The sequence below is a fragment of the Ancylobacter sp. genome (assembly GCF_965229075.1).
Taxonomy (GTDB): Bacteria; Pseudomonadota; Alphaproteobacteria; order Rhizobiales; family Xanthobacteraceae; genus Ancylobacter.
Genome location: NZ_CBDDIO010000001.1, coordinates 97,323 through 124,070, shown reverse-complemented (window position 1 = coordinate 124,070; position 26,748 = coordinate 97,323). Strand labels below are relative to the sequence as shown.

The 26,748-nt window shown below is 61.1% G+C and carries 31 protein-coding genes; 1 reads left to right on the top strand and 30 read right to left on the bottom strand.

The annotated features are described in order from the left end of the window. Positions 1-7: 7 nt before the first annotated feature. From ACO07Z_RS00755 to ACO07Z_RS00740, 4 genes are all read right to left on the bottom strand, one after another. Complete coding sequence (locus ACO07Z_RS00755) at positions 8-328, bottom strand: hypothetical protein (RefSeq protein WP_421696947.1); 321 nt, start codon at positions 326-328, stop codon at positions 8-10. A gap of 1 nt (position 329) precedes the next feature. Next, entirely contained in the window at positions 330-971 is a 642-nt protein-coding gene (locus ACO07Z_RS00750) for a hypothetical protein (RefSeq protein WP_421696946.1), read from the bottom strand. A gap of 188 nt (positions 972-1,159) precedes the next feature. After that, entirely contained in the window at positions 1,160-1,456 is a 297-nt protein-coding gene (locus ACO07Z_RS00745; protein WP_421696945.1) for a hypothetical protein, read from the bottom strand. A 12-nt stretch (positions 1,457-1,468) separates the two neighbouring features. After that, entirely contained in the window at positions 1,469-2,554 is a 1,086-nt protein-coding gene (locus tag ACO07Z_RS00740) for a phage tail protein (RefSeq protein ID WP_421696944.1), read from the bottom strand. 91 nt (positions 2,555-2,645) lie between these two features. Here ACO07Z_RS00740 and ACO07Z_RS00735 point away from each other — a divergent pair, with 91 nt between their 5' ends. Further along, positions 2,646-3,104 carry a CC0125/CC1285 family lipoprotein gene (locus ACO07Z_RS00735; protein WP_421696943.1) on the top strand — a complete coding sequence of 153 codons (459 nt, stop codon included), beginning with the start codon at positions 2,646-2,648 and terminating at the stop codon, positions 3,102-3,104. Between the two features lie 14 nt (positions 3,105-3,118). Here the strand turns inward: ACO07Z_RS00735 and ACO07Z_RS00730 are convergent, their stop codons facing one another. From ACO07Z_RS00730 to ACO07Z_RS00605, 26 genes are all read right to left on the bottom strand, one after another. Next, complete coding sequence (locus ACO07Z_RS00730; protein WP_421696942.1) at positions 3,119-6,115, bottom strand: phage tail tip lysozyme; 2,997 nt, start codon at positions 6,113-6,115, stop codon at positions 3,119-3,121. Further along, on the bottom strand, positions 6,112-8,703 hold the full coding sequence (locus ACO07Z_RS00725; RefSeq protein WP_421696941.1) for a tail fiber domain-containing protein: 2,592 nt from the start codon (positions 8,701-8,703) through the stop codon (positions 6,112-6,114). Before ACO07Z_RS00725 ends, ACO07Z_RS00730 begins: the two co-directional genes overlap by 4 nt. Next, positions 8,703-9,215, bottom strand: coding sequence for a hypothetical protein (locus ACO07Z_RS00720; protein WP_421696940.1), 513 nt, complete (start codon positions 9,213-9,215; stop codon positions 8,703-8,705). The genes ACO07Z_RS00725 and ACO07Z_RS00720 overlap by 1 nt, the downstream gene beginning before the upstream one ends. Further along, entirely contained in the window at positions 9,212-9,754 is a 543-nt protein-coding gene (locus ACO07Z_RS00715) for a hypothetical protein (RefSeq protein WP_421696939.1), read from the bottom strand. Before ACO07Z_RS00715 ends, ACO07Z_RS00720 begins: the two co-directional genes overlap by 4 nt. Further along, positions 9,744-9,983 (bottom strand): hypothetical protein, encoded by a 240-nt coding sequence (locus ACO07Z_RS00710; RefSeq protein ID WP_421696938.1) that lies wholly within the window; start codon positions 9,981-9,983, stop codon positions 9,744-9,746. Before ACO07Z_RS00710 ends, ACO07Z_RS00715 begins: the two co-directional genes overlap by 11 nt. Continuing rightward, complete coding sequence (locus tag ACO07Z_RS00705) at positions 9,980-10,225, bottom strand: hypothetical protein (protein ID WP_421696937.1); 246 nt, start codon at positions 10,223-10,225, stop codon at positions 9,980-9,982. Before ACO07Z_RS00705 ends, ACO07Z_RS00710 begins: the two co-directional genes overlap by 4 nt. Further along, on the bottom strand, positions 10,225-12,228 hold the full coding sequence (locus ACO07Z_RS00700; RefSeq protein ID WP_421696936.1) for a hypothetical protein: 2,004 nt from the start codon (positions 12,226-12,228) through the stop codon (positions 10,225-10,227). The genes ACO07Z_RS00705 and ACO07Z_RS00700 overlap by 1 nt, the downstream gene beginning before the upstream one ends. 1 nt (position 12,229) lies before the next feature. Beyond that, positions 12,230-12,934 (bottom strand): hypothetical protein, encoded by a 705-nt coding sequence (locus tag ACO07Z_RS00695; RefSeq protein ID WP_421696935.1) that lies wholly within the window; start codon positions 12,932-12,934, stop codon positions 12,230-12,232. Between the two features lie 8 nt (positions 12,935-12,942). Then, complete coding sequence (locus tag ACO07Z_RS00690; protein ID WP_421696934.1) at positions 12,943-15,291, bottom strand: hypothetical protein; 2,349 nt, start codon at positions 15,289-15,291, stop codon at positions 12,943-12,945. Between the two features lie 446 nt (positions 15,292-15,737). Next, positions 15,738-16,964 (bottom strand): hypothetical protein, encoded by a 1,227-nt coding sequence (locus ACO07Z_RS00685; protein WP_421696933.1) that lies wholly within the window; start codon positions 16,962-16,964, stop codon positions 15,738-15,740. After that, positions 16,961-17,647 carry a hypothetical protein gene (locus ACO07Z_RS00680; protein ID WP_421696932.1) on the bottom strand — a complete coding sequence of 229 codons (687 nt, stop codon included), beginning with the start codon at positions 17,645-17,647 and terminating at the stop codon, positions 16,961-16,963. Before ACO07Z_RS00680 ends, ACO07Z_RS00685 begins: the two co-directional genes overlap by 4 nt. Positions 17,648-17,723: 76 nt before the next feature. Beyond that, positions 17,724-17,978 carry a hypothetical protein gene (locus ACO07Z_RS00675; protein ID WP_421696931.1) on the bottom strand — a complete coding sequence of 85 codons (255 nt, stop codon included), beginning with the start codon at positions 17,976-17,978 and terminating at the stop codon, positions 17,724-17,726. A 10-nt stretch (positions 17,979-17,988) separates the two neighbouring features. Next, positions 17,989-18,627: a hypothetical protein gene (locus ACO07Z_RS00670; RefSeq protein ID WP_421696930.1), complete on the bottom strand. Its 639-nt coding sequence runs from the start codon at positions 18,625-18,627 to the stop codon at positions 17,989-17,991. A gap of 4 nt (positions 18,628-18,631) precedes the next feature. Next, a complete protein-coding gene (locus tag ACO07Z_RS00665; protein ID WP_421696929.1) occupies positions 18,632-19,522 on the bottom strand; it encodes a hypothetical protein in 891 nt (296 codons plus the stop codon). A 27-nt stretch (positions 19,523-19,549) separates the two neighbouring features. Then, positions 19,550-20,458: a Mu-like prophage major head subunit gpT family protein gene (locus ACO07Z_RS00660; RefSeq protein ID WP_421696928.1), complete on the bottom strand. Its 909-nt coding sequence runs from the start codon at positions 20,456-20,458 to the stop codon at positions 19,550-19,552. Positions 20,459-20,470: 12 nt separating this feature from the next. Continuing rightward, positions 20,471-21,043 carry a hypothetical protein gene (locus tag ACO07Z_RS00655; protein ID WP_421696927.1) on the bottom strand — a complete coding sequence of 191 codons (573 nt, stop codon included), beginning with the start codon at positions 21,041-21,043 and terminating at the stop codon, positions 20,471-20,473. A gap of 140 nt (positions 21,044-21,183) precedes the next feature. Beyond that, positions 21,184-21,801 (bottom strand): hypothetical protein, encoded by a 618-nt coding sequence (locus tag ACO07Z_RS00650; protein ID WP_421696926.1) that lies wholly within the window; start codon positions 21,799-21,801, stop codon positions 21,184-21,186. Beyond that, complete coding sequence (locus ACO07Z_RS00645) at positions 21,801-22,673, bottom strand: hypothetical protein (RefSeq protein ID WP_421696925.1); 873 nt, start codon at positions 22,671-22,673, stop codon at positions 21,801-21,803. Before ACO07Z_RS00645 ends, ACO07Z_RS00650 begins: the two co-directional genes overlap by 1 nt. After that, complete coding sequence (locus tag ACO07Z_RS00640) at positions 22,670-22,915, bottom strand: hypothetical protein (protein WP_421696924.1); 246 nt, start codon at positions 22,913-22,915, stop codon at positions 22,670-22,672. Before ACO07Z_RS00640 ends, ACO07Z_RS00645 begins: the two co-directional genes overlap by 4 nt. Continuing rightward, positions 22,912-23,148 (bottom strand): hypothetical protein, encoded by a 237-nt coding sequence (locus ACO07Z_RS00635; protein WP_421696923.1) that lies wholly within the window; start codon positions 23,146-23,148, stop codon positions 22,912-22,914. The genes ACO07Z_RS00640 and ACO07Z_RS00635 overlap by 4 nt, the downstream gene beginning before the upstream one ends. Further along, positions 23,145-23,348, bottom strand: a complete 204-nt coding sequence (locus tag ACO07Z_RS00630) for a hypothetical protein (protein ID WP_421696922.1) — start codon at positions 23,346-23,348, stop codon at positions 23,145-23,147. The genes ACO07Z_RS00635 and ACO07Z_RS00630 overlap by 4 nt, the downstream gene beginning before the upstream one ends. Continuing rightward, a complete protein-coding gene (locus ACO07Z_RS00625; protein ID WP_421696921.1) occupies positions 23,348-23,584 on the bottom strand; it encodes a hypothetical protein in 237 nt (78 codons plus the stop codon). The genes ACO07Z_RS00630 and ACO07Z_RS00625 overlap by 1 nt, the downstream gene beginning before the upstream one ends. Continuing rightward, on the bottom strand, positions 23,584-23,982 hold the full coding sequence (locus ACO07Z_RS00620; RefSeq protein ID WP_421696920.1) for a hypothetical protein: 399 nt from the start codon (positions 23,980-23,982) through the stop codon (positions 23,584-23,586). Before ACO07Z_RS00620 ends, ACO07Z_RS00625 begins: the two co-directional genes overlap by 1 nt. Then, positions 23,982-24,176 carry a hypothetical protein gene (locus ACO07Z_RS00615; RefSeq protein WP_421696919.1) on the bottom strand — a complete coding sequence of 65 codons (195 nt, stop codon included), beginning with the start codon at positions 24,174-24,176 and terminating at the stop codon, positions 23,982-23,984. Before ACO07Z_RS00615 ends, ACO07Z_RS00620 begins: the two co-directional genes overlap by 1 nt. Beyond that, positions 24,173-24,640: a hypothetical protein gene (locus ACO07Z_RS00610; protein WP_421696918.1), complete on the bottom strand. Its 468-nt coding sequence runs from the start codon at positions 24,638-24,640 to the stop codon at positions 24,173-24,175. The genes ACO07Z_RS00615 and ACO07Z_RS00610 overlap by 4 nt, the downstream gene beginning before the upstream one ends. Continuing rightward, positions 24,624-26,747 (bottom strand): cell envelope integrity protein TolA, encoded by a 2,124-nt coding sequence (locus ACO07Z_RS00605; RefSeq protein ID WP_421696917.1) that lies wholly within the window; start codon positions 26,745-26,747, stop codon positions 24,624-24,626. The genes ACO07Z_RS00610 and ACO07Z_RS00605 overlap by 17 nt, the downstream gene beginning before the upstream one ends. Position 26,748 lies beyond the last annotated feature (1 nt).

Here is a 26,748-nt window from a genome sequence, read left to right as displayed (position 1 = left end):
GCCAAGCTCACCATCCGGGGATGACGGTTGGCGCAAAGATCGTCTCGGTTTCCAAAGTGCACCACGGCAAGTTCAGCAGATAGGCGATCATGCCCGGCGCGTAGGTGGCATAATCCGGGTCGTCCACAATCGCTTTTGGTGCAACGTAGTTGCCAGCTAGGGTGACCGGGGCGCCCGGCTCATACTCAACGGCGTTATCGTTGAGATTTAGGCCGACGCCTGGGGTCGTATTGTCGACCACGCGCGGATCTATCGCAACTTCGGGCGTGTTGTACTCCATGGAAGCAACACGCTGCTCTGGCGTCAGCACGAAGAAATTCTGCATCATGTCAAGTGGCTCCGATGGCGGTGAGGTATGTGCCGATGGCGGCATAAAGCGAGGATTGATCGCTGGCCGTCAGCCCCCCGCCGATGGTCGCAGCGGCCAGCTGGTCCGTTGAGAAGCTGACAGCTGATCCGCCGACGTTCTTGCCGGCAAGAAATGGGAGCGAGGCGTTAGCTGATGCGAGCGAGACCGATGCGACCGTACTGCTGACAAGGAGCGCGCCGTTTTTGTAATAGGCTTGAGCAGTCGCGCCTGTCCGGCTGATGACATAATATCCGTTTGACGATGTGACGGCGGGCTGCATGGCGCCCGTGACGCCTTGGTTAACACGGCCCAAAGCAACATCGCCAGTATACCTGGCATTGATATGCGTCTGGAACGTTGATCCGTTAAATATTCCAGTCTCGATTGATACGGCCTTCGCCGCCCTGTTTGTTAGATCCCATATGGAGATATGGGCACTATCTTGAATGTATTTTGCGCCGCTTGCGGTGAAAGGGTTAAACAACGAGTCCAAATAAGCCGATGAGCCGTTTCCCGTGTATCCCCTATCAACTGTGAAAGACGGGGTGTTGATTGCTGACGCGTTATACTGGTCAGAAATCCAGTTTAGCCGCGCCGCCTGTGAATCAGCAGCGGCCAGCATATATAGGGCATCCATTTTACCCCATACGCCGCTTGCCAAAAGCGAAGATATAGTTGCGTTTATTAATGATTTCCGCTCGGGAGATGGGGGCGTTGTCATTCTGGCAAACAAAGCGTTCGCTTCGGCCGTATAAACCGCTCCGCCACCATCCCGAAGCGACCGGCTCCGGCCACGAGCGAGGCCCATGGTCAGACGCCGACGCCAGAGGTAAACGTGACGGTGGCTGTCCCGGAGGCCGTGATCACCGCAACATGGGTATCGGTCGTCTTGCGCGTGAATCCACGGGATACGCCAATGTCAAGCGGCGTGTCAGTGGTGGCGGCGGTCACCGTTGAAGTGCCAAACTTGAAGTAGGCGACGACCGACCCTTGGTTGAGACAAGAAATATTGATCCCCGCCGTAGGAAGCGCGACCGCCGTGCTCCCGGAAGTCGTCGTAGCCGAAGCCGAAACGGTAGTTTTTGCCTTAAAAAGCTGCTGGTCCATTTGGCTTTCCTGTCAAAGAACGCGGAGGATGACGGGCATGACGATGGCCGGCGGCATATTCTGGTGCGCGCCGCCGCCGCCTTGAGCGCTGATGGTGTGGCTGTGCGAGCCGCCGGGGTCGGTTGTTCCCGAACTGATAGACGGGATGAACGCGCCGCCGCTGCCGCCTTGGAAAATGGTGGTCGTTGGGCGGGAATAGCCGTGCGTATGGTCGCCAATCGTGGACGTGACGCCACCGTGGTTATGGCTAGGCATTTCCGTGGTTGTCAGTGTGACATTTTGCGCGCCACCTGCCGCTCCAACGGTCGTGCCGTTAATGCTTGAACCGGCAGTAGTGATGCGGTTGGCTGCCGTCCCTCCCATGTTATCGAGGCCGAACACGGCGCGGCCACGGAGGTCAGGCACGTTGAACGTTGTGGACCCGTCACCAACCCCGTAGGTCGTGCCGACGATGGCGAAATAGGCGGAATAGGTGGTACGGCTGATCGCTTGACCGTAGGGGAAAACGTACTTTCCACCGGCGGGAACAGTTGCGGGCCCGGCGTAAGGCAGTACTGTCCCGAGAGGCACAAACGCATCCAATAGCGCCGTTACAGTCGAGATGGCGGAATCGACATAGGCTTTTCGAGCCGCGTCATTCGCCGCCGAGGGCGCTGGAAGATTGCCGACCTGGTTCTGGCCCATGTCCAGAGCCGCGCCGGGGGCGGTAAACATGGGGACAACCGCGCCGGCTGTCGGGTCAGCAAAAACGAAGGCTGTGAACCCTTGCGGGACAGCTACCCCCGAGCCCGACGCCATCCGAACAGTGATCGTAAATGCGCCAGACGTTGAGTTCTTGATTGCGTAGAATGAGCCCTGCGTAGGAACGATGTAGGCAATGCTTCCGGTTAGCGTACCGGTCAGGGTGTGATAGACGTTCTGCGCCTGTGACGTGGCGATGGTGATATTGGAGTTGCCGCCGACATTGACCGAAATCCGACCGCCAAAATTCAGATCCACGGTGGACAGATTGGCGTTTGTCTTGATGCCCCATGTGCCCTGGTTCTCACCAGTTTGCATAAGCTCGTAGTTCTTATTTGCGCTATTTACGCTGGGCATGTCGGTTCACCATGGAGGATTGTCTGGTGGGCGCATGACTTCGCATCGGCTGCGCGCTATGCTCGCTGCCTTGGAAACATGGGCGGATCGGATGAAGTGGGTTGCAGCGCTGCTTGCGCTTGGAATGGCCGGATGCGTCTCGACATCCGAAATGCAGGTGGCGCCGAACGTCTATCGGTTAGAGACGAATGCGCAGGGGCTTTTGTTCGTCGGTCAGTCCGGCAAGGAAACACTGAAAAGAGCGGCTGAGCTGACAATCCAGCGCGGCTACACCCATTTCATTTTTGCCGATGCGGGTTATGAGACCGGCTCAAAGGTCGCCGGGGTCATCCCCGGCCGCACCTATGGCAACACGACTGTCTCGGGCTATTCCTACGGCAACACGTTCAACGCCACGGCTTATGGTTCAAGCTACTCCACGCCCTCTACCGTCGTGCGCGCGCCGACCGAAAAGGTGTCCGTTACCGTCGTGATGCTGCGCCCCGGCGAATCCGGCTTTGAACAAGCCTTTGACGCCGAGGCGGTGCTTAAGGAGCAGGGCGCGAATTGATCCGTCCTGCCAGCCTATTTTCTGCTGTTGTCCTTTTGGTTGGGCCTCATCCCTGGGCTTTTATCGCCGTTCTGGTCTTCCTGGCCGGCAACCATGCGCGTGCCCAATGGAATGTCGACCGTTGGCGTTCCGGCTGGGAGTGCCTTGGCAACCCATTGCGACGCCTTGTCGAGCGCGCCTCTAAGCGCCGGCTGTTTGCTGACCATTTCAAGCGCCCGGCGAAGCACCGCCGGATCATCTGAGGCGAGCATTTCACCGACCCGGCGCGCCACGCGCTCATCGATCTTGTTCCGTCCGGCACGGACGAAATACGCCAAGGCTGATGCCATCAAGACGGTCGGGCTGAACGAAGCGACCCCGCCGCCTATTCCGCCCGCAATACCTAGCTCTTGAAGTTGGCGCGCCGTGGTCGAGTTTCCGCTGACAGCGGCGCGGAACCGCTCCATCATGTCTTCGACCTTGATCTGCGATTCAAGCTGCTTGGCACCGTTCTTGCCTAGCAGCATTTCTGCTTTGCCGCGCTCCTCGGCCGAATTAAACATGCTCTTGAGCACGTCCCGCCGGTCAGCGGATCGGCGCAGATTGTCCATTGTCTTGGCTGTCCAGCCTTCGACAAACAGTTTCTTTTCTGGCCCGTTCAGCTTGTTGAACGCTCGGCGCGCCTCATCAAGCGGCATGGACGATTTTGCGGCAAATTTTTCGCCAGCCTCTAGGGCATCTTCCGCGCCGAAGAACTGCGCGGCCCCTTTGCGAGCCGCGCCGAATTCAGGAACAGTCGTGTCTAGCTTGTCGAGAAGCGCGCGGCGCAAGGCATCAACCTCACGCGCGCGGTCAGCATCCCCGGAGCGCTTCAGTGTTTCCGACTGGCTGCGGAGATTGCGCTGCACAACGTCCCAAAACTCAAGCGACGGCGTCGCAACACTTCCATCGGGGTTGGTCTTAAGCGAGATGGTGCCCGTGACCTCATCCACGTTGAAGGGATTTTTGGGCGCCGGCGTGCCCTGCACAGCCGCCACATTTCGACTACGATTGGTGGCGTCCTTGATAGCGGTTTGCATGGCCGGCGCGCCGGTCAGAGACTCCAGCCCGCTATCCCACACGGATTGGCCGGCCTGATATGCCTTCTTGTACGCGGGGGCGTTTGCCTGACGCGCCGCGTCCTTCAGGCCCTCGCGGACTGCCGCGTTGTCGCCCTGCGACCCCGTGATGCCGCGCAACACGTCCTCGAAACGCCCGGCCTGACCGGGGAACCGATCTTGCGTCGCGATCTGGAGCGCTTCACGGCCAGCGGGGGACGTATTCGCGGACGAGCGGGCGAGCGCCTTGGTTGTCTCCCCGCCAATGTCTCCCACGACGGCAGGGGCCGTTTTCTGGGCAGACCTAAGCGCCAGTTCAGCAAGAGCCGGAGGCGCGCCGCCAAGGTCCTGGTTGAGCGCGGTGCCGACGCGGCGCGCGGCTTCGTTCTCGACGTTCAGAGCGCCACGGAAAGGAGCCCGAACGGCATTGATACCGGCGCGGCCAAGACCGGCCGCCGCGTCAAGCCCGAGGCTAGCGCCGCCGCCTGTCAGTCCGCCAAGAGCACCGCCGCTGATGGCGCCCGTAGCGCGGCCTTCAAGCCCTTCGCCTGTTCCGGCCCCATAGAGAGCGCCGTAGGCCGTTCCGGTCTTGGCAGCGCTTGCCGCCCGCCCTAGGAGCCCGGCGCCCTTGACAACGCCCACGGCCGGCAGGAAGGGGGCAGTAAGGAGCGCGCCGCCGACCTCAGAGCCGAGAGCGGCGTAAGGATGCTCTTGCTTGTAGCGCTCAAGCGCCTGACGCTCCGCTTCGATTTCCTCGTCATAGCTCGTTCCCTTCTGCAAGGAACGAACGCCGGCACGAAGCTCATCGCCAAATCCGAAGGTCACGCCCTGCATGGCGGCATCAAGCCATCCGCTGCCGCGACCAAGTTCCTTGGTTCGATCCTCGATCCGCTTGGCGCGGGCCGGGTCTGCCAAAGCCTCTTCGGCGAAATCTCCCAACTCGGCATCCGGGGCCGCGTCAGCCGCACCCGCCGCCGCGATGGGGAGATCACCGCTTTGGGCTGCCTCGCGGGGGCGCTGAGACGGGGCGATCAGGTCGCTGATGTTATCTGAGCCATAGAGAGATGCCTGCTGATTGTGCAAATTCTCGGCGTAAGCGTTTGCCTCTTCAGGCGTAGCAAACATGCCTAGATGTCGTCCAGTCTTATGATAGGTGTCGATCGCCTCATCATCTGACATTATGCGCCCGTCGTCGGAAACAGTCGGTATAAGTATTTCTCGACCGTCTTCATTGAACGACATAGACCGAACAGTGCTGATAGTCCCATCGGCGTTTTTGACGACCGGACGCTTGCTAAGGTCAATATTACCTTGAGCCAAAGGCGCGCGCGGCGCCTCAATAATCAGGTCCGAAATGTCCTCCGCGCCACCGGTCGGCTGAGCATTGACGTCGATCATTGGCTCATCAGTAACGGGGGGAAGCGCTGCGGTTTCGATTACGCCCCCATTCAATGGAGCGCGGGCGGGGGCCGCCGCCACAGGGGCCGCGCCAAAGCGGTCAAAAAGCTGCGCCGCCGCGCTCGTGCGGTTGTCGTAACCGTGCGCCCCGCTGGGGTCGCCCCGCTTCCATCCCGCCGGCCTCTCATAGTCAATGAACGTTGCAGCCGCCCGGCGCGGGTCCGTAGCGGCCTTGAGCCGTGCGCCAACCGACTTTTCCGGCCCCCGCAGCTCGTAATCAAGAAACTTGAGCTGCGTATCGAGGCTATCGACCGGCGCGCCCTGTTCCTGCGCGAAATTGCGCAGGTTGGTCCAACGCCCCTGACCCGGCTGAGGATCGCGCCAACCGGCAATGCCGTAGCCCGTCCCGTTGTCGTGAGAGGCTGTCGGGTTCAGACCGGATTCTTGGCGCAGATTGCCAACGATGCCGGCCGCCGCGACCGGCGACCAGCCCATTTCGACAAGCTTACCGATGGCGTACTGTTCTTGCGGCGTCATTGGCGCGTGACTACCTTGCCATTCCACATGAACTTTGTTCCGGGCGCGAGGGCTTCAACCTCGGCTCGGGTCTTCGGAGTGGGCAGTGCGCCGGCCTCCCCAGACGCGCTTTCGGGCGTGGCTGCGCCAGCCTTCTTTTTTGCCCGCTCAAGACCCGCCTTGACAACGCTTTCGAGATCGTTCAGCGCCTTAAGGAAAGCGCCCTCAGACTGCGCCGTGGACAGCCGGGCAATGGCGTCAGTTGCCTTTTTGCCTTCGATTTCCGAGATGGCGCCTGTGCCGCGCAGGTTGCCGTAAGCCTCAAGGAATGCCTGCCCCTTAAGCTGGTCGACTTTCTGCGCAAAATCATAGCCTGGCGTAGCCGGAACCACGTTGGCGATGGACGACACGCCCGTTCCCCATTCGCGGCCAGGGTCATTGCGCACACTGTCAATCTGCGCCAAAAAGTTCTCCGCCCCCGCGAGTTGGTCGGGAAGGCCCGCCGCGCTTTCGCCCTGCGCCTTGCCAATGGCTTCCTGTGCCTTGGCGCCAGCAATGTCCTTGGGCTGATAGCCGACGACTTGACCAGTCCGCTTGTCGATCAAACCCCACTGCGTGCCGAGGTCAACCTTGTCCACCCCGGACGAAATCTCAACCCCCTCAGGGATTACCGATTCCACCAGATTGCCGGCCTCGTCAGGCTGGAGAAGAACGGTTTTCCCCCCCTTGGTGCCATAGACCGGCGAAAGGCTTACCTTGGGCTTCTTGTTGCCTTGGAATTCGTAGTTGACAACGCCCGTGTCGATCACGCGCCCATCCGAAGGGTAGAACAGTCGGATGGTCGGGCCGTCCTTCAAAATCTGCGGCTTACCGTCAAGATGCTTTTCACGCGCGAGCTGCGCCTGATACTGGCCCACGCCAGCCATCAGGCCCTCACCCAAGGCGCCGCCCCAACGCGGGGAGTTCGACGCCATCATGGCGCCGGCAGCGGAGAGAAGCGGCAAATTCGGGCCTTCGCCAAACAGAAGGCCGCGCCCCCCGATACCGGACGGCGCGGGGGTGCCGGGGTCGAAGTAAGCCGCAATTCCCGTCTTGCGCTCGGGGGCCGGCGCTATACCGCCGGAAGGCGCGATAGACACGGGCTCTGCCGCGTATACCCCATCATCTTCGGGCAACAACCAAGGAGCATCAGCGGGGTCCTCATCGGTGCCGTAGATGCCCCCGCCATCGGCATAGCCGACCACACCGCCACGCTTGTAGATCGGGCCAAGGCCGCCCCCACCAAGATGGCTGGTCGTGGACGCTCCAAACGGCTTGGACAGGCTGCCGATGGCGCTCCCAAGCGCTTTGCCGAACCCGGTCATTTGCTCGCCTGTAATGCCGCTGCCGGGGTTCGTGCCGCCCGTGCTTTGCGAAGAAGACGACCCCATGCCGCGAGACTGAATATTGGGCATAGTGATCCACGGCACATCGTATGTCATCGGCGTAAACGGAGCCGGGCCGGCCACGCCTCCAGAGGCCAGCCGCGTTGCCTTGTCATAGTTCACGCCGAGCAGCCCGTTGCCCATGTCCATAACGGCGTCAGGATCGCTTTCCGCCACTTCCTGCGCGATGAGGCCAATCTGCGTACGCGGGTCGCCCTTATAACGGTAGGCATAGACGGTTTCGCCGTTGTCGAGTTCGCCAACACGGCGAATGTCTTCCTTGGCGCGCTCATCCGAAAGAAGCCCAAGAGCCGCTGTGCCAAGACCCAGAACGTCGCCGCCCGTAATGCCGGGGGAAGTCTGTTCGCCCGTGCTTGTCGTCCCGAGCAACGGACCAACGCCGCTGATGATGCTGGAAAGCCACGACAGGTTCGCGTAAGGGTACGCTTGCTTGTTCTGCCACTGCTCATAGGACTTATCGAGGCCGGCCTGCGCGTTCTGCTGTTGCAAGCCGCCAGCGGTCAGCATGGAACCGATATCGGTCAGATTGGCTCCCTGCGCGCTCGTGCCGAGATTGGCGAACTGAGTGCCGGCGTTCGCCGCCGCGCTCCGATCAGCCTGCAAAGCCTGCTGCTGTGCCTGGTTTTGTGCATTGAACTGCGACACGGCGGAATTATAGGCGTCACTCTGAAGCCCAGCCATGGTCTGGTTTGCCGCCAAAGCCTGATTGCGCCCGAGTTCCGCCGCCGCAATCCCGGCACGATCCCCGCCGAACGGAGAGGCCCCGGACGAAATCGCCTTGCCTACAAGGTCGTTTTGCTGGATGGCATTCGTGCGGTTGATGTTCGCCATCGTCGCGTCGATGACGTTCTGAGTGTACGGGTTCTGGTACTTGGTCAGGTTTTCGGTATTGAACTCTTCCAGCGCCCCCGCCGTGCCCTGCGCGCCCTGTTGAGCATATTCCTGCGCCTGGTCATAATAGGGCTGCCACGCGCCCTGAGACGAGCGGATCGACTCAAACGCCGCCTGCTGATCGGGCGTGAACCCAGCGACAAGCTGGCCCGTGTACGGCGTGTATTCCTGCTTCGCCAGCTTTTGCGAGCTGTTGAGAAGCTTGTAATACGCCGCTGCGGCAACCGGATCGGCAGAGGTCGTGTTTGTGGATTTGGTCGACTTGCTGCCCATCAGATTTGCCTCTCGGGACGCGGGGCCAGCCCGTGGGAGAAGAACGCGCCGACATAATCAAGCTGGCGCTTGTAGAGCCGCACCTTTGCCTCAGTGCGCTCGGTCGATATGATGCCCATGATGAGCGGGATTCCGCCCTCTGCGGCGTTGTCCGACACCCACTTGGCGAACTCGATCAGCCGCTTGGCGTGCGTGGTCCGACGGTGATCCGGGTGGACGAAATTCCAGCGCTCATTGAGGCTCAGCTGCCGGGTGTACCACCACGGCTCCATGGTCATGCCGATAGATGCCTCAATGCCATTGGCCCCACGGATGACGCCAATGAAGCCCGTGCGCCCCTCGATAGACAACATCGGGTGCAGCGCCCGCATGACCGTCTCGCCATCCATCGGGAACATACCGTTCTCGTGGTGCAGCCCCGTGAGAAACCGGAAGATGTCTTCTTTATCGGCGAGCGTCGCCAGTTCAACGCCGGAGAACCGGACAACCTGTTGCGGAGAATGCATGTTCATTTCACCGGCCCCGGCAGCGCCTTCATATGCGAGATGACCTGTTTGCGAATGTTGCGGACCATGCCGTCCAGAACCTTGTGACCCTGCTTGCGGTCGCCGCCGCCTAGGCGCTCAACCGCGTCCGGCGGCACGACGTACTCGCCCCCGGCCGCGATGATTTCTACCCCGTCCTTGTCCACCGAGCCGCCACGAGCGCGGGGCTGCGGGCTGTTCTGGAGGATTTGATCCAGCAGCTGCGCGCCGGCCATCGTGTTGCCCTGACCGAGCCCTGACACCACGTCGGCAGGAATGACGTAGGAGTCACTGCCAACCACCATGGGGAGCCGATCCGTGCGGCCGGGCGTCGGGTCGTGGATCAGGCCCACAGGGGCGGCGATCCCACCGGATGCCGCCGCGTCAGGGGCAATACCGCCTTCAGCCCGCTTGCGGTACTGCGCAAGAGCCGCCGCAACAGCCTGCTTTTGCGGATGACCCGCGCGCATCATTTCGCGGATATTCGTGCTGATCGTTTCGTCGCTGGCGCCAGACTTAAGCGGCATGGATGACCCTCCACAGGTCGCGGCCGAACTCATCGCGTTCGCGCCGGGCGGCGATCACATCGTTCTGGCGGTAGCTGTGCGTCTTGGAGACAGGTGGCGTCACGTTCAGGATCGCCACTACGGTTTCTTTGTCGGGGCATTCCATCACGGTCGCCCGGATCAGCTCATCTGGGAGGCTGATATTGATGAACCCGCCGGGCTCCGGGCGCCACGCCGTGGCGTCGCTCATGGATTATACACCGCCACCTTGACGACGGTGCCATCGGCCAAGATCAAAGGCACAAAACCTTCGGGATTGGCAGGGAGGGTCGCCGCGCCTGCCGTTGCAGTCGGGGTTATGACATATCCCGACTGCGGGAATACGGACTTGACCGTCTGGTTCAGGTTGTTAAGCGCGGCCACCCCTGCCTTGAGCGTGGACCAAATGCCAGTGCTGGAACCGTCGCCGTTTCCAGAGGGTAGAATAGACATTACTGCCTCCCTGAAGGCGCTGTGCGCACGCGAACGGCGCCAAGTCGCCACCAGCCGAGGCTTTCATCCTCGATCCGAAGTGCGATCTGACGCGCGCGGGCGCGAAGCGAGATGAATGTGGTTGCCGGCGTTACCAGCATCGGTCCCTGCACTGTCGGTTCGGAGCCGGGGAAGTCGGTAAAGAACAGGGTAAGAGACACCTGAGCATTTTCGCCCCGCCATTTGAAATCGGGGATGATCATATCGACAAAAGGATAATCTAGACCCTCTGCAATGTCGATATAACCTGTTTCGACATACACGCCTGTCATTGCGGCGCCATCAGCGTTGTCAGACACTTCGTGTTGCTGGATGTAGTGCTCAAGGTCGACGCCGACAGGAGCCCCTATGATAGACTGATCCAGCCATGCCGTGCGCGTGAGGGAACCATAATCCCACTCGCCCGTTATGGTGTTCAGCTTGACGTAGCTGTCGATTTCCCCGGTTCCGTCCAAAGACGGGAAATAGAACGCGATCTCGTGGAACAGGGAATTTGCCGCCGCAATCGACTTGTTCGCGTTATCGAAATCGATCCGGGCGAAAACCTGGTCCCACACGTCGCAAGTGATCGGGGAAACCCCGCTGTCCCCGAACATGAAGAAGCCTCGGGAACTCATCCAATAGGTATTCCGCCCAAGGCATGCCGCCGCCTTGGGTGCGATAAGGCCGCACCCGGTGCCGATGGTGTCAAAGCTGTAGATGAATGGTGTCCCGATATACTGCATGGTCCAGCAATCGGTGTCCGTCCAGATGATCGAGGTCTGAGGCGCTTGCAGGCCGCCGATGATCCGCGAGCCTCGCGACAGTCGGAACGAGCCGGCCTGGTTGGTCGCCGATGCCGTCCAGTTGGTGTAATTTCCGGCATCGGACCAGCGAACCAGAAGCGGGTCTTGAGAGCCAAGGACTTCCGCGCCGAGCGCCACCACTTGAGCCTGCGGCATGGCAACGAAAGACGCTGTGTTGATCGTGGGCGCCGTTGCGATTAGTGTTGCCGGGTTGTTGGCCCCGATAGGCGGCTGCCAAACGTAGAACGGTCCATTGGTATACTGCGCGATCAGGTACTCTCCAAAATTGTCGAGGAACCAGTTGCGCAGCGGGAGAACGGCCGACGACGCCGAACTGGAAAAACCCCAGGTTCCAGAGCCCCAAGCGCCAGAGCCCCAGCCTATTAGCGGAATGTTAGTAGAAGGCCCCGACTGAAGCAAAAATTGAAGATCGACGGCGTTGCCGTTTTCATAAGCAGTGTCGGCAGACGATGCGCCAGATACGGCCGTAATGGTGAAATTATCGACATCTGGCACGGTTTCCACCAGATATGCGCCGATAATCGTCAAGCCGCCTACCGAGGTTGAAACCTGCACCTCAAACGTTTCGCCCGGTGAATAGCCGTGATCCTCAAACAGCACCGAGACGGTCGCCGACCCATTGGTGGTGGTGAAAAATGGAGTATTCCCCCCCGCCGCAACGGTGGCCGTCGCCAGCACGCCAGCGTCGAACTCGAAATTGTCGGCATCAATGATCGTGGTCGCGCGATAATAGCCTAGGAGCACGATGCCGCCCACCGAGACGGCATTGAATATCCGCACCCAATCGCCAACGTTGACCTGATGCGCGACCGCGTTCACCGCGACGGTAGAGGAACCCGAAGTAGTCGACAAAGCCGACGTGACGGAATCCGTGGCCCGGATCGGCGTAATGTCGAAAACGGCGCCCTGCGTGTAAAGCTGAAGCCTTTGGTCGGATCCTGTCGCGAGATAGACAACAGCGGAAAGATCCATCCACGAGTGCAGCCCACGCACCACACCCACGCACGGAACCGGGTCGTATTTCTGCCAGCCGCCGAGCTTTTCCAGATACCCGTCGCGCCACCGGATAAGGTTCGACGTGGACCATGTGCCTTCGGCAAGCGTCTGCGTCGCCTGGGTGTTGATGCCCGGCTTAAGGAGGAGCTTCTGTTGCGGCATGTCAGGTCTTGGACTGCTTCGCCAGAGCTGACGGCTGATCGGAGGTCCACGACACCGATTGAGCCTTGCGGCGCAGCTCCTGGATGGCCGCGGAACTGAGAAGCGCCTGATACTGCGATTCCCATGACACGCTGGCCTGCGGGTTGTCGGACTGAGAGCCGAAATCCCGCTGGAAGCCCGTTCCAAACACCATGGACGCGGCGATAAACAGGTCAGTTAAGTTGGTGGAGATGTACGTTTCCGGGGTGCCGGCGGAAAGCTGCGCGGGCTCCGAGAGGCCGACAAACTCAACCCGATAGGCCCCATTAGGCGTGGGCGCCAGATAGGCCGTTGTCGTGTTCAAAAGCGCGATCCACTGAGGCGTTCCGGTCTGCGTCACCTGAGGCCAGACGTAGTTCATGTACTCGACCGTTACCCGCTGAAGAGGCGCCCGCGTGCCGGCATCCGGCGCCGTGCCCGCCGGGGTCACGACCCAGGCGCTATCGAGGATGTCGATAGCATCGGGGATTGTGATGCTGCGAACGCCGTTCGATGCGTTACCCGTAGCGGACGTGTAATATCCTAGGAGGTCCAGATCCTTGTTGATCCGGCGCTCGGCATAGTCGATCATTGTCGGCAGGATTTGAACGAAATTGTCGTTGCCCGGCCCGGTGTCGCTGATGACCAGAAGATTGCGCATCGTGGCGACGTATTGGGTGTAGTTCATGTATCCCCCTACGGCATCGGCGGGAGCGGCGCGAAGACGGCTTTCGGGCACACATAATCCCACTCACACGTGCCATCGGCGATGGCTACGCCGGTGCCAGTTGGACCGCCGCTGCTCGCACTGGTGCCTGGCGTGCGCAGCTTGTAGACATTGCCGCCGTTCACCACGCACCGCCCGAGGACCGCGTAGGTAGTAGAACCGGCCCATGCATCCGCCAACGCCGCGCCAGCGCTGACAATCCAGCCGACCGGCGTCCCCGAGGTCGGCGAAGTCGAGCCGATGATTTCGCCAGGCGTGTACCATCCATGTACGCCAGACGTTCCGGGGTTTGCGCTTGCAGTCCTCCGGGTGCTGGACACGTTCACAAGGGGCGTTGTAATGCCAATGCTGCTGGTGTAAGTGCCCGGGAAAGCCTCCAGTTCAAACCCGACCAGAGCGCACCCACTTGTGCCCCCATGATAACCGACGTGCATCGACGCCACATCGTCCCGCACCGTGAAAATGACGCACGAGGGCGTGTCGGAAGAAGATTGATACCCCCCGCCGAAGAGCGTTGTTGTCGCCGACAGTCCCTTAACGTAGGTCTCCGTGCCCCATTCGTCGGTAGTGGTTCCGGACAGCACCGCGCCAGCGGCATCGAACGCCTGGACGAAATAGCGGCCGCCGCGATTTGCAACAAACGCTCCCGAGAGGCGCCACGTCTTCGTGTTGCTGGTGTCGACCTCAATCAGGACCGCATTCTGCCCCTCGATCTGCACGCAGCGCGCATTGGCGCGCACGGCGCCGCTGGAGGCTGCGACAGCCAGAGGAGTGGCGGCGGTATTCGCCTTGAAAAAATACGGCGCCTCAATCTGCGCTCTAGTGTCGCCCGAAGCGCTGATTTTCTGTGCCATCGGCCCGCTTTGCCATTTCGGCTGCGGCGTTGAGGTTGGGTGCCGCGCTATATTTCCGAACGCGCCGCCGCGCTGGTGCCAGCCCTTGTAGAAGTCGGCGCCTGCACCGGCCTGATATCCGTAGATCACTTCGTTCAGACAGCCGCCATTGGAGCTGGCCCCAGAGCCGTTGTTGGCAATGCCGAACGGGCCTTTTCCGCTCTCATGGCGCGGGAGGTGCCAGTAGTTAAAAACACCTGTCCTGTCGAGCAGGACGGGAGTGCGGTATTCAGCCGACGCGGGCGCGCCTAATTCATAACATGGCGAATACCACCTGTTTGTATTATTCCCTTTATATCCAGCATCCGAAGAGGTAATCACCGTGCCGTACGAGTTTCCGAGTGCATTTACCGTCGAGTAATTACCACGTCGCCCGCCAATTAATGTGTTCTCGTTGACAAAACCGCCCGAACCAGTGCACCGCAATACTTCGTGGTACCTGCAATCAGAAATTGAGCTGAACGTAAGAACATTATATGCGGAATAGAATGAGCCACCAGATGACTCCAAAGCATAACCGATAGTAAAACCTGCTATTGCGCCAACATGAACCCGGAATGAAATGAGATTGTAAAGTATCAGTCCCGCATCATCGGAAAGCATAGAAGCACGTTCGTCTGGAAGCCAAACGGTTGTGCCTACACGCACGATTTGAGGCGTGTGTAGCGTTGCCAGATACATGGCAGAGCTTGGAGAGCCGAACCGAATACACCCCCCACTAGGAGAGCCAATCCGAAGGCGAGCCAGATTGATGTATTTAGGGACTGCGTTGGCCACAGGCGCATAAGAAACGGGCGTCGCCACCATGACATTGAGCGGCCGATCCACATGAGGCGCGCGGCCGGTGGCAACACAGGCGTCGAACCAGTTCTTTACGCGCGCGGACTGGTCGAGCAACATGGATGGATCATCGAACACGCCAAACTGTTGCGGCGTTAGACGCAGATCCGCGATCTGCCACCATTGCCCGTCTGCGGACTGGAAGCCACCCAGCGTAGATCCAGAAGCGCGCACAAACTGCGCGCCGCCACCATCGCCAGCCGTGCTATACCCCACGGTCACAAACGAGTCCGTCGTGGCCGGCACAATCTGAACCGGTATGCCCGTTGAGACGAGCGCCCCAATCATTTCAACGGTAGAGGCAGCTGCTTCCGACGCAGCTACCGCGATATCGGCCTGAGCCAATGCGTCGTTAGCGCTGTTTTGCGCATTTTCGGCTATTGCTGTAGCGACGGATGCCGCGTTGACGCCAGGCGCAGCGATCTGCGCCGTCGTGACGCGGCGAGAAACCTGCCCCGCACCGGGTTCGGATTGGAGGGCACTGACCTCCATAAGCTCAGCACCGGAAAGCGGCCCGACGAGAGGCGCTAGGTCCGGGATTTTAATATTGGCCATGGTCAGCCAATATTCCCGTTTGCCGCCCACGCGGCATTTGTCCCGGTTGTGTTGGAGAGCGTCGCAAGCCGGACTTGGCCGTACTGCGCAACGACTGCCGAACCGGAAGGGTAGGCCGTCACGCTAGCGCCAGCTTCAGTGGCCCACGTGACGGCAGAACCGCCCTGCCTGCGGATGTTGCACCAGAACCCCGCAGGAAACGTTGCGGGAAGAATGATTGAGCACAAATTCGGGAAAAGAAGCGTGAGACCATAGTCCGTAGTCAGGAGCGTATAGGGAGAATCCGTGATGATGCGTGGAGCGGCGATGAATGAGTTATTCACCCCCGCAACCTGCGAAGTCGTCACGCGTCGGGACACAGCCCCCGCTCCGGGATTACCTTGGATCAAGCTCACTTCCATAAGCTCCTGTCCCGTCAAAGGGCCAAGAGCCGGGGCAAGGTCGGGAATCTTGACGTTAGCCATGGGTGAATGCGCTCAAACGGTTATGGTGGGAGGCGCGAGCTTGTAGGGATGGCCGGCGGGCAGGATCGACGCGACCTTGTACTGCCACACCGCACAGCCTTCAGCGCGCTCGACATCGGCGTCTGACCAGCGGTCAGTAGCCCGCACGATCTTTGCCGTTTGCCCAATTAGCCCGCTGTCCGGCTGCTCAGAACGCCCAAGAATCTGGTTGATGCCAATCAGGCGACTAAATACCCCCCCGCCTGTGCGCACGCCAAGCCACAGCACAGATTGAGTTGCGTTTGATGTGCCCGAAGTTGCAACAGTTGATCCATTAATTCTTATTTTTGCGCTTCCTGAAGAGGAAACAATAGTTATCAAAACAACTTCATTTGCTGGCCATGAATTTGGAGGCGCGAGTATAGCGCTTCCATTAAGCTCTGCATATACCCTTACGTTATTTGGATCAAAAATGACTTGAGGAAATGTAGGCGAACCGGAAATCGACAGACGGCTGGACGTTGTAGTAACAAGACACGGGAACCCATTGAAGCCATTCGAGGAGTAAACCGGGTCCTGCCCCGGCGCCGTCTGTGCCGCATAAACGCCATTGCTGGCGTCCCATTGCGTAACGTTTAGCCCGCTCAGTTGCAGCCGGTGCCGCGCATCCCACTCAGACGTGTTTGCACCGAGATCGTCAAAGGTCCACATGCGGATGGCGTTGCTGTCCGCGCACCGGATGGCGTCGCCCTCGTAGCCAATCGTCATGGGCCAAGAGAGCCCATTTTGCTCAGGGATATCCGTGCCGTTTGCCGACCATTGCCCGGTGCGGTCCGAAAGATAGGTCGACCCTGCATAGCCACCTGTCGCGCCGGGGATGACCGAGATGACGCGGGGGATCGGCTCCAATGGAACCGGCGGACCGTCGTCCATGTCGACGACGCGGTAATTGTCGTCTTCCGTAATGCGCAGAGACCCGTCAGCCGTGGCGCGAAAGCCGGTTTCGGCATAGAGGTAGGGGTACGGGCGAGGGTTGGCGATAGGAACCGGATCGGGCGGCAGGATAAGCGCGCGGAACTGTTCCTGCGGAATGTCGAGGCAGCGCCGGCACACGAGATAGCCGGTATTCTGGAGCGAGTTTCCCCGCCATTCGAACTGCCATTGCAGGTCCGGATGATTGTAGACGCCGAAGCACCTGTCGCAAAGAGCAAAAGCTTGCAGGTTCCGAGGGTTGACCCTCGCCTTCCCGTGGTAATTCATGACTGCCAATATCCCGACGTGACCGGGGCCATGTTGAGCGGCACGCGCTCGCGGTCTTCGGCCGCCGCCTCGTCAAACACACCCTTTGCGTAAGACAGGAGGGCCGGGGACAGGTCTTTTGCCCAGGTAAGCGACAGTTGAGCCGCAAGGCACGCCGCGTAGGCTTCCTGAAAGCGGAAGGGGATATCCGCCGTCATCGTGCCAACAGCATTCCCGTCCTGCTGTTGAACCTGCCGGTAATAGCGCATCTCATAGGTCTGGTCGGGCGCCGGCCACACGGTGATGGTCGGGTTGATCGTCCGGTCGAACCAGTAGCTTGTCGGGGGGGCCTGCTGTGTCTTGTTCGGAATTGAGGCGTAGTCGGTGCGGGAGATCGCGGACATGATGCGATCTGTCGGCGTGGTTGTGCCGGCGATCCGCAGATACACGTCAAGGATCATGATCGTGGAAGCGTCGACATTATAGGTCGACACCCCCTGCAACAGGGTCTGCGTGACCAGATTGACCGTCCAGAGGTTCACGCCCTTGTTCGACCACTGCGACTGCACATAGCCCACCGAGCGGCGGAAGCTGAGCATGTGGTCTGGCGTGATCGCAGACGGCATCACGTTGATGCGCCCGAACGCTTCAATGGCGATCTCGGGGAATGTGGGGTCGAACGTGTACGTTCCGCTGGTTGTCATGTTCACCCCATGGAATCAAAACGCCCGGCAGGGGCCGAAGCCGCAAGCCGGGCGCTGGAAGGAGGCCGCTGGAAGATCAGGAGCGCTCAGGAGAGACGCGCGAGGCGACCGAGAACGGGGAACCCGTGTTCTTGACCACGGAACCGCCAGCCGCGCGGCGGGGCTTGTCGAGGCGATGCATCGGCATCTTGCTGTCGACGTAATCCACGTCCTTCTTTTTCTTCTTCACCGCGCCGCCCTTCTTGAAAGCGTCGTGGCGGTCGTGAGCGTCCTTCTGGATAGCGGCGCCAAAGTTCGCGCGCACCGCCTTGTCGCCGGTCTTACCTTTCATAATGGCCTCCTCAGCCCTTGATGCCGGCCTGGATGCCGGTGAATGTGACAGAGCCCGTTCCCGAGTTGATCGTCAGGCGGTACCCGTAGATGGGGAAGTCGAAATAGCCCCAAGCCGTCGCGTCTTCGATTGCGAGAGTGGGGTGCGCGATAGCAGTCGGCGCCGTCAGCAGCGGCGTCGTCATGATGTTGTCGGGGGTGTACTCGACGGTGTAGTTGACCGTTCCCGACACCACGCATGTCAGGCCGATTGACGGCGTGATCGCGTGGATATTGGAGATGATCCACGGGGTGGACCCGACCGATGACGTGCCCACGGTCAGGGAGCCGGTCGAGGCCCCGGAGATCGCGATGCGGGTTACGGTCTTGTAGTCGAATGTCGACTGAGCCGTGGTGGTGTTCGGCCCGGTGATCGTCTCGTAGATCGGGCTGCCGGTGTGGTTCGTGCCATAGATGGTGAAGGTCACGCCGCTGTTGTTACCTGCGCAGGTAATCAGCACGCGGCGCGCCACATCAAGGATGGCAACCCCGTCAACGACCGTGGAGCCGTTGAGGGTCAGGTTCCCGGCCCCCGAGGGGGTCTGCGTCGTCGCGATGTTGTTCGCGCTCGCCGCAGCCAGCTGGAGGGTATAGGTGACGGGGTTCCCCATGAGCTTACGCCTGCGTCACGCCGAACAGGCCCGTATTGGTGGCGAGGTTGGCCACCGAAGGGGTCACGAACACGATGACGCGGGCCGTCGCCGCCGGGGCAATCGTGCCGCGAACGTCGCCAGTGGTCGCCGTCGCCGTGTTGGTGTCGGCCGCAACGAAAGTCGGGAGCGTGGTGGTGATCGAACCGGAGTTCGTATAGACCACATAGCCGCCGGCATCCGCCCGCAAGGGAAGCCCGGTGACAAGACCATATCCAGCCGTCACCGCCGAGCCGGAAAGCGTGCCGGCCGGGGTGATTGAGGCGATGTACTTGAACGCCTTCTTGCCCGCCGCAGCGCCCACAGCCGCGCCAGTGATGGTTTCCGTCATCGCATAGCCATAGATGTCATAGCCGGCCACGGTGAACGTAGCGCCGCTATCATCGCCCGCCGAGGTGACGGTGACATTGTGGGCCACCAGCGTGGTGGGATTCCAGATGTTGACCGGCGCCGAGTTCGGGCCGAAGGCAACCGCCCCGGCCGAACCACGGATGGAGATCAGGCCGGTGACGGTCTGACCGGTCGTGGCGCTGACGATGCTAACGCCCACGGTGACAGGCGCCGAGGTGGACGACACCAGCGTGAGCGCGGTGCCGGCTGTCGGCGTCTGAGACGCGGCATAGGCGGCCGGAGCCGCCGCCGAAGTCGTCCAGTCCAGCACCGGAACCATGGTGTTCGACTGAAAGCCATAGATCGGAATGTTCTCATTCTGACCCGTCTGATAGGCATAGAAGGGGCGGGTGTCGAGAAGACCGCCGCCCCCCTGAAACAGGGATGGGCCGCCCTGCGTGTTGTAGTCCGACCCCTGGACATTGCCAAAAGCAATGAGGGGGCCGGTCCAAGCGGAAACGCTCATAACCGGATTCCTTTTGCTTTGGTTACGTCAACTGGACGGAAAACTTCCGTAGATAGACCTGGGATTTTTGTAGCCAAAGCTGTAGCGCTCAGTCGCGGTGACAAGCAGGTTCTTGGTGGCGAAATCCACCTGCATGTCGGACTCGACTTCGCGGCGCTGGAGGTACAGCAAGCCCTTGATGTCGGTGGTGACGAACCACGCATAGGCGCTCGTCAGGAAGTCCATGACGGTGTACCCGTTGTTCAGGTAGCCGGTGGCCTTCATGGCGTTCACGTCGTTGTCCGAGGTGCCGGGACGGAGGTCCGAATCCAGCAGGCGACGGGCGACGTATTCGAGCTGCGGGGGCACCACGAGCTTGTCGGGGCGGGCCATCACGCGGAGGTTCGCCTGATCCGGGAAGTAGCGGATGGCGATAGCCGCGTTCTGAAGGGCCGCCTCAGTCAGGTCCACGTCCACGGTGGGCTTATTGGCCCAGGTGGCGCCGTCGACGGGGTGGTTAGTGGCGCACAGGGCCACGCCGTCACCGCCGATCTGCGGGTTGTACGTGGTCGCGGTGTTGAGGACGTTCGCGCCAAGGATTTCCTTCGTCTGGGCCATTGACTTGTAGAGGCCAAGGCTGTCAGCGCGGAACTGGTCCTTGTAAAGGTTGTCCTCCATGGCGATCTGGGTGATGGCATAGCCAAGACCGAGCTCGACATGGCGCTGATTGTACACGAAACGCTCGCCAGCGGCGTTGTCGAAATAGACCGAGCCGCCTTCAGACTTCAGGGCGGCGAGGCCCAGGAAGCGGGCTTCAACCGTGCGCTCCACCGCCATGCGGGAAGTGCCACGCTCAAAGACCTTATCCCACTGAGTGGGGATCATCTTGTACTCGCCTTCAATCCCCCGGAGACCCGGCAGAAGAAGGTCGCGAATAGCCGATGCATTAACGGGCATGGTTCACTCTCCTCACACGCCGGTGGTGGTCTTGAAGTCGGCGTTGTTGAGGACGACCTCGGCCCAGTTGTAGGACGAAGTCGGGTCCGTACCGACACGGGTGGAAATGCCGACGATGCGGAACGGCAAGGTCGCCGTGGTGTTGATCGTCGACTGGTTGAGGGCGGTCGTGGAGATGCCCGAAGTGTTCGGCGAGCCGATCACGAAGTTGATGTTGGCGCCGATGTCGGCAAGACCGATAGCGGTGCCGTTCGACTGGGCTTCGAACACCACGTTCACGTCGTTGGTGATGTAGGCGCGGATTTCACCGCTGGTGGTCGAGGTGCCCGGCCAATTGGGCATGTACATCCACTTCTGCTGCGACGTATCGTAATACTCGCAGCCCATGAAGATGCCGGAGATGGTCGTGGTGCCCGCCGTCGACCGGGTGATGTAGCCGGTGTTGAGCGAGGTCACGGGATCGCCGTAGCCGATGGGGGTCGTGTCATTGCTCGCGATCAAGCGAACGTTGGTCAGGAAGTTCAGGGCTGCGCCGTCGATGCGGCGCACAGCCCGAAACCCGTTAGGCGCCTGGATATTCGCCATTTGAGGTCTCCGAAGGGTGCGGCCCGCTCACAGCGCGTGAAAAGGCCAGGGGAAGGGTGAAAGAGGGCGTCAAGCGCATCAGCCCTCAGTCGCGGACTTGCATCCGCGTTGGTCCGGCACAGGCTTTGTGCAAGGATTGGTTATTCGTCGTCGTCGACGGTGTAGGTCGACTTCACAGAGGCGCGCTCGTAATCGCGCTCTTTGGCGTCGCCGCGCAGCTTCTGGAACTGGTTGTTGATCGCATCGAGAGAAAGCTGGACGCGTTCTTTCTGGGCTTCCTCGGTCAGGTACGCCGGGCGCTCCATCAGAATGACGGCGTCCTTTTCGATGTACTTGGAGGTGGAGTCGGCCCAAGCGAGTTCGGGATGGCGTTCCGCCGGCACAGGGCGCCAGTGCTGGCGCATCATGTTCATCAAGTGTTGTTGGTCAGGCTTGCCACCAATCCGGCTTCGCTTCCATTCATAAGACATCCCGTCCGGGATCAGATGATCGGGAATGTGGAGCGGGTCTTCCGAAATGGCCTCGCGCTTCAGGCGCTGTTCCTTGCGCTGGCCAGAGCGCGCCTGGTTGCGTGGCGAGGCGTCTTCCGCTTCGCGTGCGGCTTCCATGCGCGCCCGGTCCATGGCGACGCGGGACTGGATATCCTCAAGGAACGCGTCCGGGGTTTCCTCGGCGACTTCGGTCTGCGGCTTGCGCGGCTTCCCCTTCGGCCATCCCCGAGGGGCCGGCGCGGCCTCAAAATGATCGGTTCCGGTCATCAGGAAAGGACTCCTTCGCGCCGCAGCGCATCGAGGTTCTGAGCGTAGCGCTTGTGGGCCTCGCTCTTGGGAACGTTGGGATGGGCAAGCTCAGCGGCTTCCTGCTGGGCTCGGGTGAGCGTGATGGTGCGGGTGTTGCTCGAACGCGATTCAGGCACGGAGCGTGACACGGGGGCTGTAGCCGGCGGGCGTGAGCGCTCTGCCTTCGGCGCTGGCTCAGCCGGTTCGTCCTTCACCAAGCCCAGGTGCCGGTTGATGTAGTCGAAGTATGCCGGGGTGTCCGGCTGGATATCGTCGGCAAGCGCGGCATGGTGCGCGGCGATGGCCTTACGGGTCGGCTGGCCATTCGGGAAGAACTCGGGATGCTCACGCGCCCATTCGCGGGAGCGCGGGGACAGATGCGCCAGCGGGTCGGTTTCGCGCGGGGCTTTGGCGGCTTCTTCAACGCGAGCCTTCTCTTCGACAAGCCGTCCGCGAAGCTCTTCAAGCCGGTCGACTTCAGCCTGGATCTTCCCGCCCTTCTGGTTGAGAAGGGAACCTTCGCGGAACTTGCCTTCCTCAAACAGGACCGCAGCCTGTTCGGCCAAGCGCTCCGCTTCCGCCGTCTTCGCCGCGATGGCGTTGACAATAGCGGTTTCCTGCGCCGCGATGCGCTGTGCAGCCTCAGAGACGCGCCCGGCGCTCTCTCGATCGCGGAGGCTTTCCGCCTCCTGTGCACGGCGCTCTGCGTCCTCCCGCTTGCGGGTTTCCGCCTCGATCTGCTGGCGAAGGGCGAGGATTTCCTCGTTGGATACGGAAGGTTCGGGGGCGGCTTCCGGCTTAACGTCGATTTCGAGAGGAACGTCTAGTTCCTCGGTGTTCTCAGTGGTCACGCGCGGACCTCCTTAAGCACCTTCTCCAGCACGGAGAGGTGGTTTGCGGTGATGACGCAGCGGACGGGGCCCACTGCTTCGTACATGGAACGGCGGCGCTCGGCCTCGGCGCGGAGGTCGGCGTTTGCCTCAAGGGCGGCGGATAGAAGCCGGAACACGTCGGCCGGGTTGCCTTTGCCCAGATGCTGCGCGGCGTAGGCTTGACCCAGGTACAGGTCTAGGATGGCGTCTTGCCCGCTCACTGAAGCGCGCGCCCCTCAAACGCCTCAAGGTCGATGATCCAGCGGCGGGATGTCGTCTCGCACACCACGACAGCGGCGCCGTCCATGTCAAAGATCACATCGCCGTACTTGTCGAACAGACACAGAGGCTTGACGTAAACGCCGTCTTCAAACAGGACGTTGCCCGTCTCCATGTCGACGCCGATGGGCGTTGCGGTCGGGTCCGGCTGGCGCAGGGGGATGATGTCAGTCATCGCGCGGTCTCCTGGGCTGCCTCAACGACGGATCGCCAATATCCCGCTGAGAAAACCGCAATCTTGCGCGGCCTCATATTCTCCGGGCTAAATTCGGCGTCATAGAAAGTGAGGCTGCCGTCGTTCATCCCGGTTTCGAAAACGGCCGCCTCGACAACGGTGGTAGTGTCGTCACAGTTGACAATAAGGTACTGTTTCATCACGCGGCTTCCTTTGACTCATCAGCCCGCATGACCTTTTTCCAAGATCCGGGGCCGAAAGCCGCGACGGTTCGCTCGAAGGTCGCTTTCAGCGTCCAAGTGGCAGTGTAAAATTCGAGAACACCGCTTTTGAGAACATGATATCCGCTGGCGTAGACGCGTTCGGTAGAACCGTCCATCATGACGACATCGAACGGTTTGGATGGGAGGCTTTCAGACTTGAGGGAGCCGAACATCACAGCACCACATCAGGCTTCTGGATGATGGCCTTGATCGCCACATCTTCCACGAAACGGCACTGCTGCTCGTCGAGCACGAACGGGAAGGTGTCGCCGATGCGGTAGATCACCCAATCGTTCTCGCGCGGGACGACCCCGCCGAACTGATGATGCGCGTCCTCGGTAAACGCCAGAGGGCCAACCTTGAGCACCAGCCCGACCTTGCCCTGGTACGTGTCCTCTTCCCGGCGCCTGTCGGTCAGATAGAGGCCGGAAGCGGTCTTCTCTGGGCGAAGGTAGATGCCGACGAGAACCTGCGCGGCCATCGGCTGAATGTCGTCAAGATACGGGGCAACCCGATTGAGGATTTCCTGCTTGGGGTCGTCAGCGTGATCGACCAGCAAGGCGCGTTGCATCACTTGTCTCCGTTGGAGGTTTTCAGAAGGTCGCGGCCGATCTCAAGGGCTTCGCGGAGCCCTCGCAGATAGCCGCACAGGTCGCGGTAATGGGCGTAGTCTTTGGCCTCGGTCAGAGCGAGGTCTTCGGTCTTCTTGGCTATTTCCTCCCGCACGCGGCGCAGGAAGACAGGCCAAAGGTCTTCGGGGATCACTTACGGCGCTCGCGCTTCACCGCTTCGGCCTTCTCAAGGCGGCCCTCACCAGTCCCGGCGCCTGCGGTCATCTTCACCGCGCCGCCGCGCTTGAGGCCGGCAGGCATGCCGCCCATCGGGGGCTTGGGTGGGAGCGGAGGCATTCCACCCATCGGCAAGGCCATCGGAGGTACGGGCGGCATCGGCGGGACAGCGGGCTTGGCCGGAGCCGCCGTGGTCACGTTCACCGTGATGTTCGGGGGGGACTTCTTTTCCACCCGCCCGCCACGTGCGCGCTTGTCCAGGCGCTGGGTCAGAATCGGCGCGTCATAGTTCACATCGTCTTCGTTGCGCTTGACGGGGCGCCGCTGTTCGCCCGGCATTTCGGGGGACGTGCCGTCCACCTTCTGCGGGGCGTCACCGTACCCGTTGCGCTTCAGATAGGCGCGGGCGCGGTCCTGTTCCTTCTCACGGTACTTGTGCATGGTTCAATCCTGTAAGGTCCGACCGGCCCGGTTCCATTGCCAGCTTCATGCGCTGGGTAGCTTCCCGCTCTGCGGCGATCCTCTCGCGCGACTGGCGGTCCAGTTCCTTCTGGCGCGCGTCTTCCTCGATCCGCTTCGCCTCAAGCAGCGCATCGACCTGCGCCTTGCGTGCATCCAGTTCGCGGCCCTGCTGGTCGCCTTGGGCGCGGGCCTGCACTTCTGCAGCCTTCACCTTCACGTCCGCCATAAGCACCTCAGGCGGCACGCTGGCGCCGTCCTGTGGGGCAGCCTGCGGAGGAACAGGCGTCGGCGCCACAAGCAGGCTGTCGCCGTCCGACACGCCGATCATGGACAGAATGCGATGTTCAACCGCGAGCGGGTCGTAAAGCTCAGGCTTCGCCGCCGCGCGCATGCCAATGACGCTGGCCTGCTGAATGCGATGGATCTGCGCCGGCACGTTCGGGTCGGATGCCGGGACAAGCTCGGCGTCCGCAATCTCTTCCGCCGACGAATACACCCGGTCAGGGTTGTTCCGGCCGGCAGTGAGCGCCGCCGGGTCTTCCATGAACCGTTCCTTCAACAACAGGAACTCCTCCTGTTGAGAGGCGTGCAGTCCCTTATGCACCGCTGCCATGATCTGCGTTTGCTGCTCGATCATCGCCATCATGGTGCCGACCGGGACATTCTCGCGCCCCTCGCCTACCTGCATCTCGACAACGCCGCCTAGAGCCTTGGCGTCGTCTTCAATGGCCTCCGCAAGCTGAAGCAGGACCGCAGACGGCTCTTTGTAGGGCATCGGCATCAGGGCGTTTCTGATGTCCTGCAGCGGCCCGGTGTCGATTTCCACCCACTGCCCAGGCATGGGTGCGATTTCGTTTGTGGTCTGCCGCGTCCCCTTGGCCTTCACGCCGCCAGGGAAATTCGAGAACATCCCCGCGTCGATTAGAATGCGCCGGATCGCCGTGAGCGCTTTCGCCTGCTGGCCGAGCAAATGCAAGTAGCCGACATCGTAGAAGCCAAGGCCGGGGATCATCCCGTACTTCACAAACGTCTTGCGGCGGCGGAACTCCTCGTCACCCTCCTTCCAATCCCGATGGATGGCGAGGATTTCGCGGCTTTCCTTCTCGACCACGATCCGGTAAGGCAGCGGGAGGCCTTCGGGGCCATCTTCCGGCAAACCGTACTCTTCCGGGTCTAGGTCGGTGTAAGTCTCATAGACCGTATAGCGCTGATCTTCGGTGCGCTTGGTGACGGAGGAAATCCCCTCGGTCGCCGCCACGGCCTGGTCGATTTCCGAGGCGTTCTCGGTCGGGGTGGACAGCGAGGCATCGCGATAGACGCCGGCCATCTGAAGCCGCTTCATCTGCCCCTTGGTCAGCTTCGTTTCGTGCGTGACACGAATTGCCGTCTGGATATCCTGCGCATCGTTGGAGATGATCAGATCCGGCAGATACACGCAGTCAGAAACCGGGCGCCGGCGCTCGGGGCAGTGATAAACCTTTTTGAACAGCGTCCCGCCATAGCCGAGGTAGAACAACCCACGGCGCATGTCCGGGTAATATTCCGACGCCGTGACAGTCAGATAGTAGTTCATATCCTCCTGAAAATGCATGGCATTTACGTTGGAGGACTCGGTTTCATCAACCGAATTTGACACCTTCACCGGCCCGGCGGCGGGAAGAAGCTCCGCCCCCGCCATGGACTGGAACCGCACGACCGAAGTCAGCAGCAACGGGTGCTGCACCTTTGACACGCTCGTGCTGGTCGCCATCGTGCCCGTTGAGCGGTTTGCCGCGCTCAGGCTCAGCCCCAGCATTTCAATGCCGGCGGTGTAGTCCGCAACCCACTCTTGCCGGCTTCCCTGATCCGCCTCGATTCCGTCGATCAGGTCTTGCGCGAGGGTGGACAGGCACGAGAGCGGCACGACATCTGCGAGGTTGTCGCCGAACTTGGTCTCAATCTTGCTTTCGCCCGGCTCCACGTCGCCGATCTCAACCACAACGTCCCCGTCTTCGTTCGTCTCGACAGAGATGACCTGATCTGTCTTGGTCGTGGGCAACGGGTCGCCTATGATCCCGCCGGAGACGGGCAGTTCGACATCAGCCATT

Excerpts from the sequence above, each read along its gene's own strand:
- ACO07Z_RS00755 (WP_421696947.1), bottom strand. The coding sequence starts at position 328 with ATGATGCAGAATTTCTTCGTGCTGACGCCAGAGCAGCGTGTTGCTTCC.
- ACO07Z_RS00750 (WP_421696946.1), bottom strand. The coding sequence starts at position 971 with ATGCTGGCCGCTGCTGATTCACAGGCGGCGCGGCTAAACTGGATTTCT.
- ACO07Z_RS00745 (WP_421696945.1), bottom strand. The coding sequence starts at position 1,456 with ATGGACCAGCAGCTTTTTAAGGCAAAAACTACCGTTTCGGCTTCGGCT.
- ACO07Z_RS00740 (WP_421696944.1), bottom strand. The coding sequence starts at position 2,554 with ATGCCCAGCGTAAATAGCGCAAATAAGAACTACGAGCTTATGCAAACT.
- ACO07Z_RS00735 (WP_421696943.1), top strand. The coding sequence starts at position 2,646 with ATGAAGTGGGTTGCAGCGCTGCTTGCGCTTGGAATGGCCGGATGCGTC.
- ACO07Z_RS00730 (WP_421696942.1), bottom strand. The coding sequence starts at position 6,115 with ATGACGCCGCAAGAACAGTACGCCATCGGTAAGCTTGTCGAAATGGGC.
- ACO07Z_RS00725 (WP_421696941.1), bottom strand. The coding sequence starts at position 8,703 with ATGGGCAGCAAGTCGACCAAATCCACAAACACGACCTCTGCCGATCCG.
- ACO07Z_RS00720 (WP_421696940.1), bottom strand. The coding sequence starts at position 9,215 with ATGAACATGCATTCTCCGCAACAGGTTGTCCGGTTCTCCGGCGTTGAA.
- ACO07Z_RS00715 (WP_421696939.1), bottom strand. The coding sequence starts at position 9,754 with ATGCCGCTTAAGTCTGGCGCCAGCGACGAAACGATCAGCACGAATATC.
- ACO07Z_RS00710 (WP_421696938.1), bottom strand. The coding sequence starts at position 9,983 with ATGAGCGACGCCACGGCGTGGCGCCCGGAGCCCGGCGGGTTCATCAAT.
- ACO07Z_RS00705 (WP_421696937.1), bottom strand. The coding sequence starts at position 10,225 with ATGTCTATTCTACCCTCTGGAAACGGCGACGGTTCCAGCACTGGCATT.
- ACO07Z_RS00700 (WP_421696936.1), bottom strand. The coding sequence starts at position 12,228 with ATGCCGCAACAGAAGCTCCTCCTTAAGCCGGGCATCAACACCCAGGCG.
- ACO07Z_RS00695 (WP_421696935.1), bottom strand. The coding sequence starts at position 12,934 with ATGAACTACACCCAATACGTCGCCACGATGCGCAATCTTCTGGTCATC.
- ACO07Z_RS00685 (WP_421696933.1), bottom strand. The coding sequence starts at position 16,964 with ATGAATTACCACGGGAAGGCGAGGGTCAACCCTCGGAACCTGCAAGCT.
- ACO07Z_RS00680 (WP_421696932.1), bottom strand. The coding sequence starts at position 17,647 with ATGACAACCAGCGGAACGTACACGTTCGACCCCACATTCCCCGAGATC.
- ACO07Z_RS00675 (WP_421696931.1), bottom strand. The coding sequence starts at position 17,978 with ATGAAAGGTAAGACCGGCGACAAGGCGGTGCGCGCGAACTTTGGCGCC.
- ACO07Z_RS00670 (WP_421696930.1), bottom strand. The coding sequence starts at position 18,627 with ATGGGGAACCCCGTCACCTATACCCTCCAGCTGGCTGCGGCGAGCGCG.
- ACO07Z_RS00665 (WP_421696929.1), bottom strand. The coding sequence starts at position 19,522 with ATGAGCGTTTCCGCTTGGACCGGCCCCCTCATTGCTTTTGGCAATGTC.
- ACO07Z_RS00660 (WP_421696928.1), bottom strand. The coding sequence starts at position 20,458 with ATGCCCGTTAATGCATCGGCTATTCGCGACCTTCTTCTGCCGGGTCTC.
- ACO07Z_RS00655 (WP_421696927.1), bottom strand. The coding sequence starts at position 21,043 with ATGGCGAATATCCAGGCGCCTAACGGGTTTCGGGCTGTGCGCCGCATC.
- ACO07Z_RS00650 (WP_421696926.1), bottom strand. The coding sequence starts at position 21,801 with ATGACCGGAACCGATCATTTTGAGGCCGCGCCGGCCCCTCGGGGATGG.
- ACO07Z_RS00635 (WP_421696923.1), bottom strand. The coding sequence starts at position 23,148 with ATGACTGACATCATCCCCCTGCGCCAGCCGGACCCGACCGCAACGCCC.
- ACO07Z_RS00630 (WP_421696922.1), bottom strand. The coding sequence starts at position 23,348 with ATGAAACAGTACCTTATTGTCAACTGTGACGACACTACCACCGTTGTC.
- ACO07Z_RS00625 (WP_421696921.1), bottom strand. The coding sequence starts at position 23,584 with ATGTTCGGCTCCCTCAAGTCTGAAAGCCTCCCATCCAAACCGTTCGAT.
- ACO07Z_RS00620 (WP_421696920.1), bottom strand. The coding sequence starts at position 23,982 with ATGCAACGCGCCTTGCTGGTCGATCACGCTGACGACCCCAAGCAGGAA.
- ACO07Z_RS00610 (WP_421696918.1), bottom strand. The coding sequence starts at position 24,640 with ATGCACAAGTACCGTGAGAAGGAACAGGACCGCGCCCGCGCCTATCTG.
- ACO07Z_RS00605 (WP_421696917.1), bottom strand. The coding sequence starts at position 26,747 with ATGGCTGATGTCGAACTGCCCGTCTCCGGCGGGATCATAGGCGACCCG.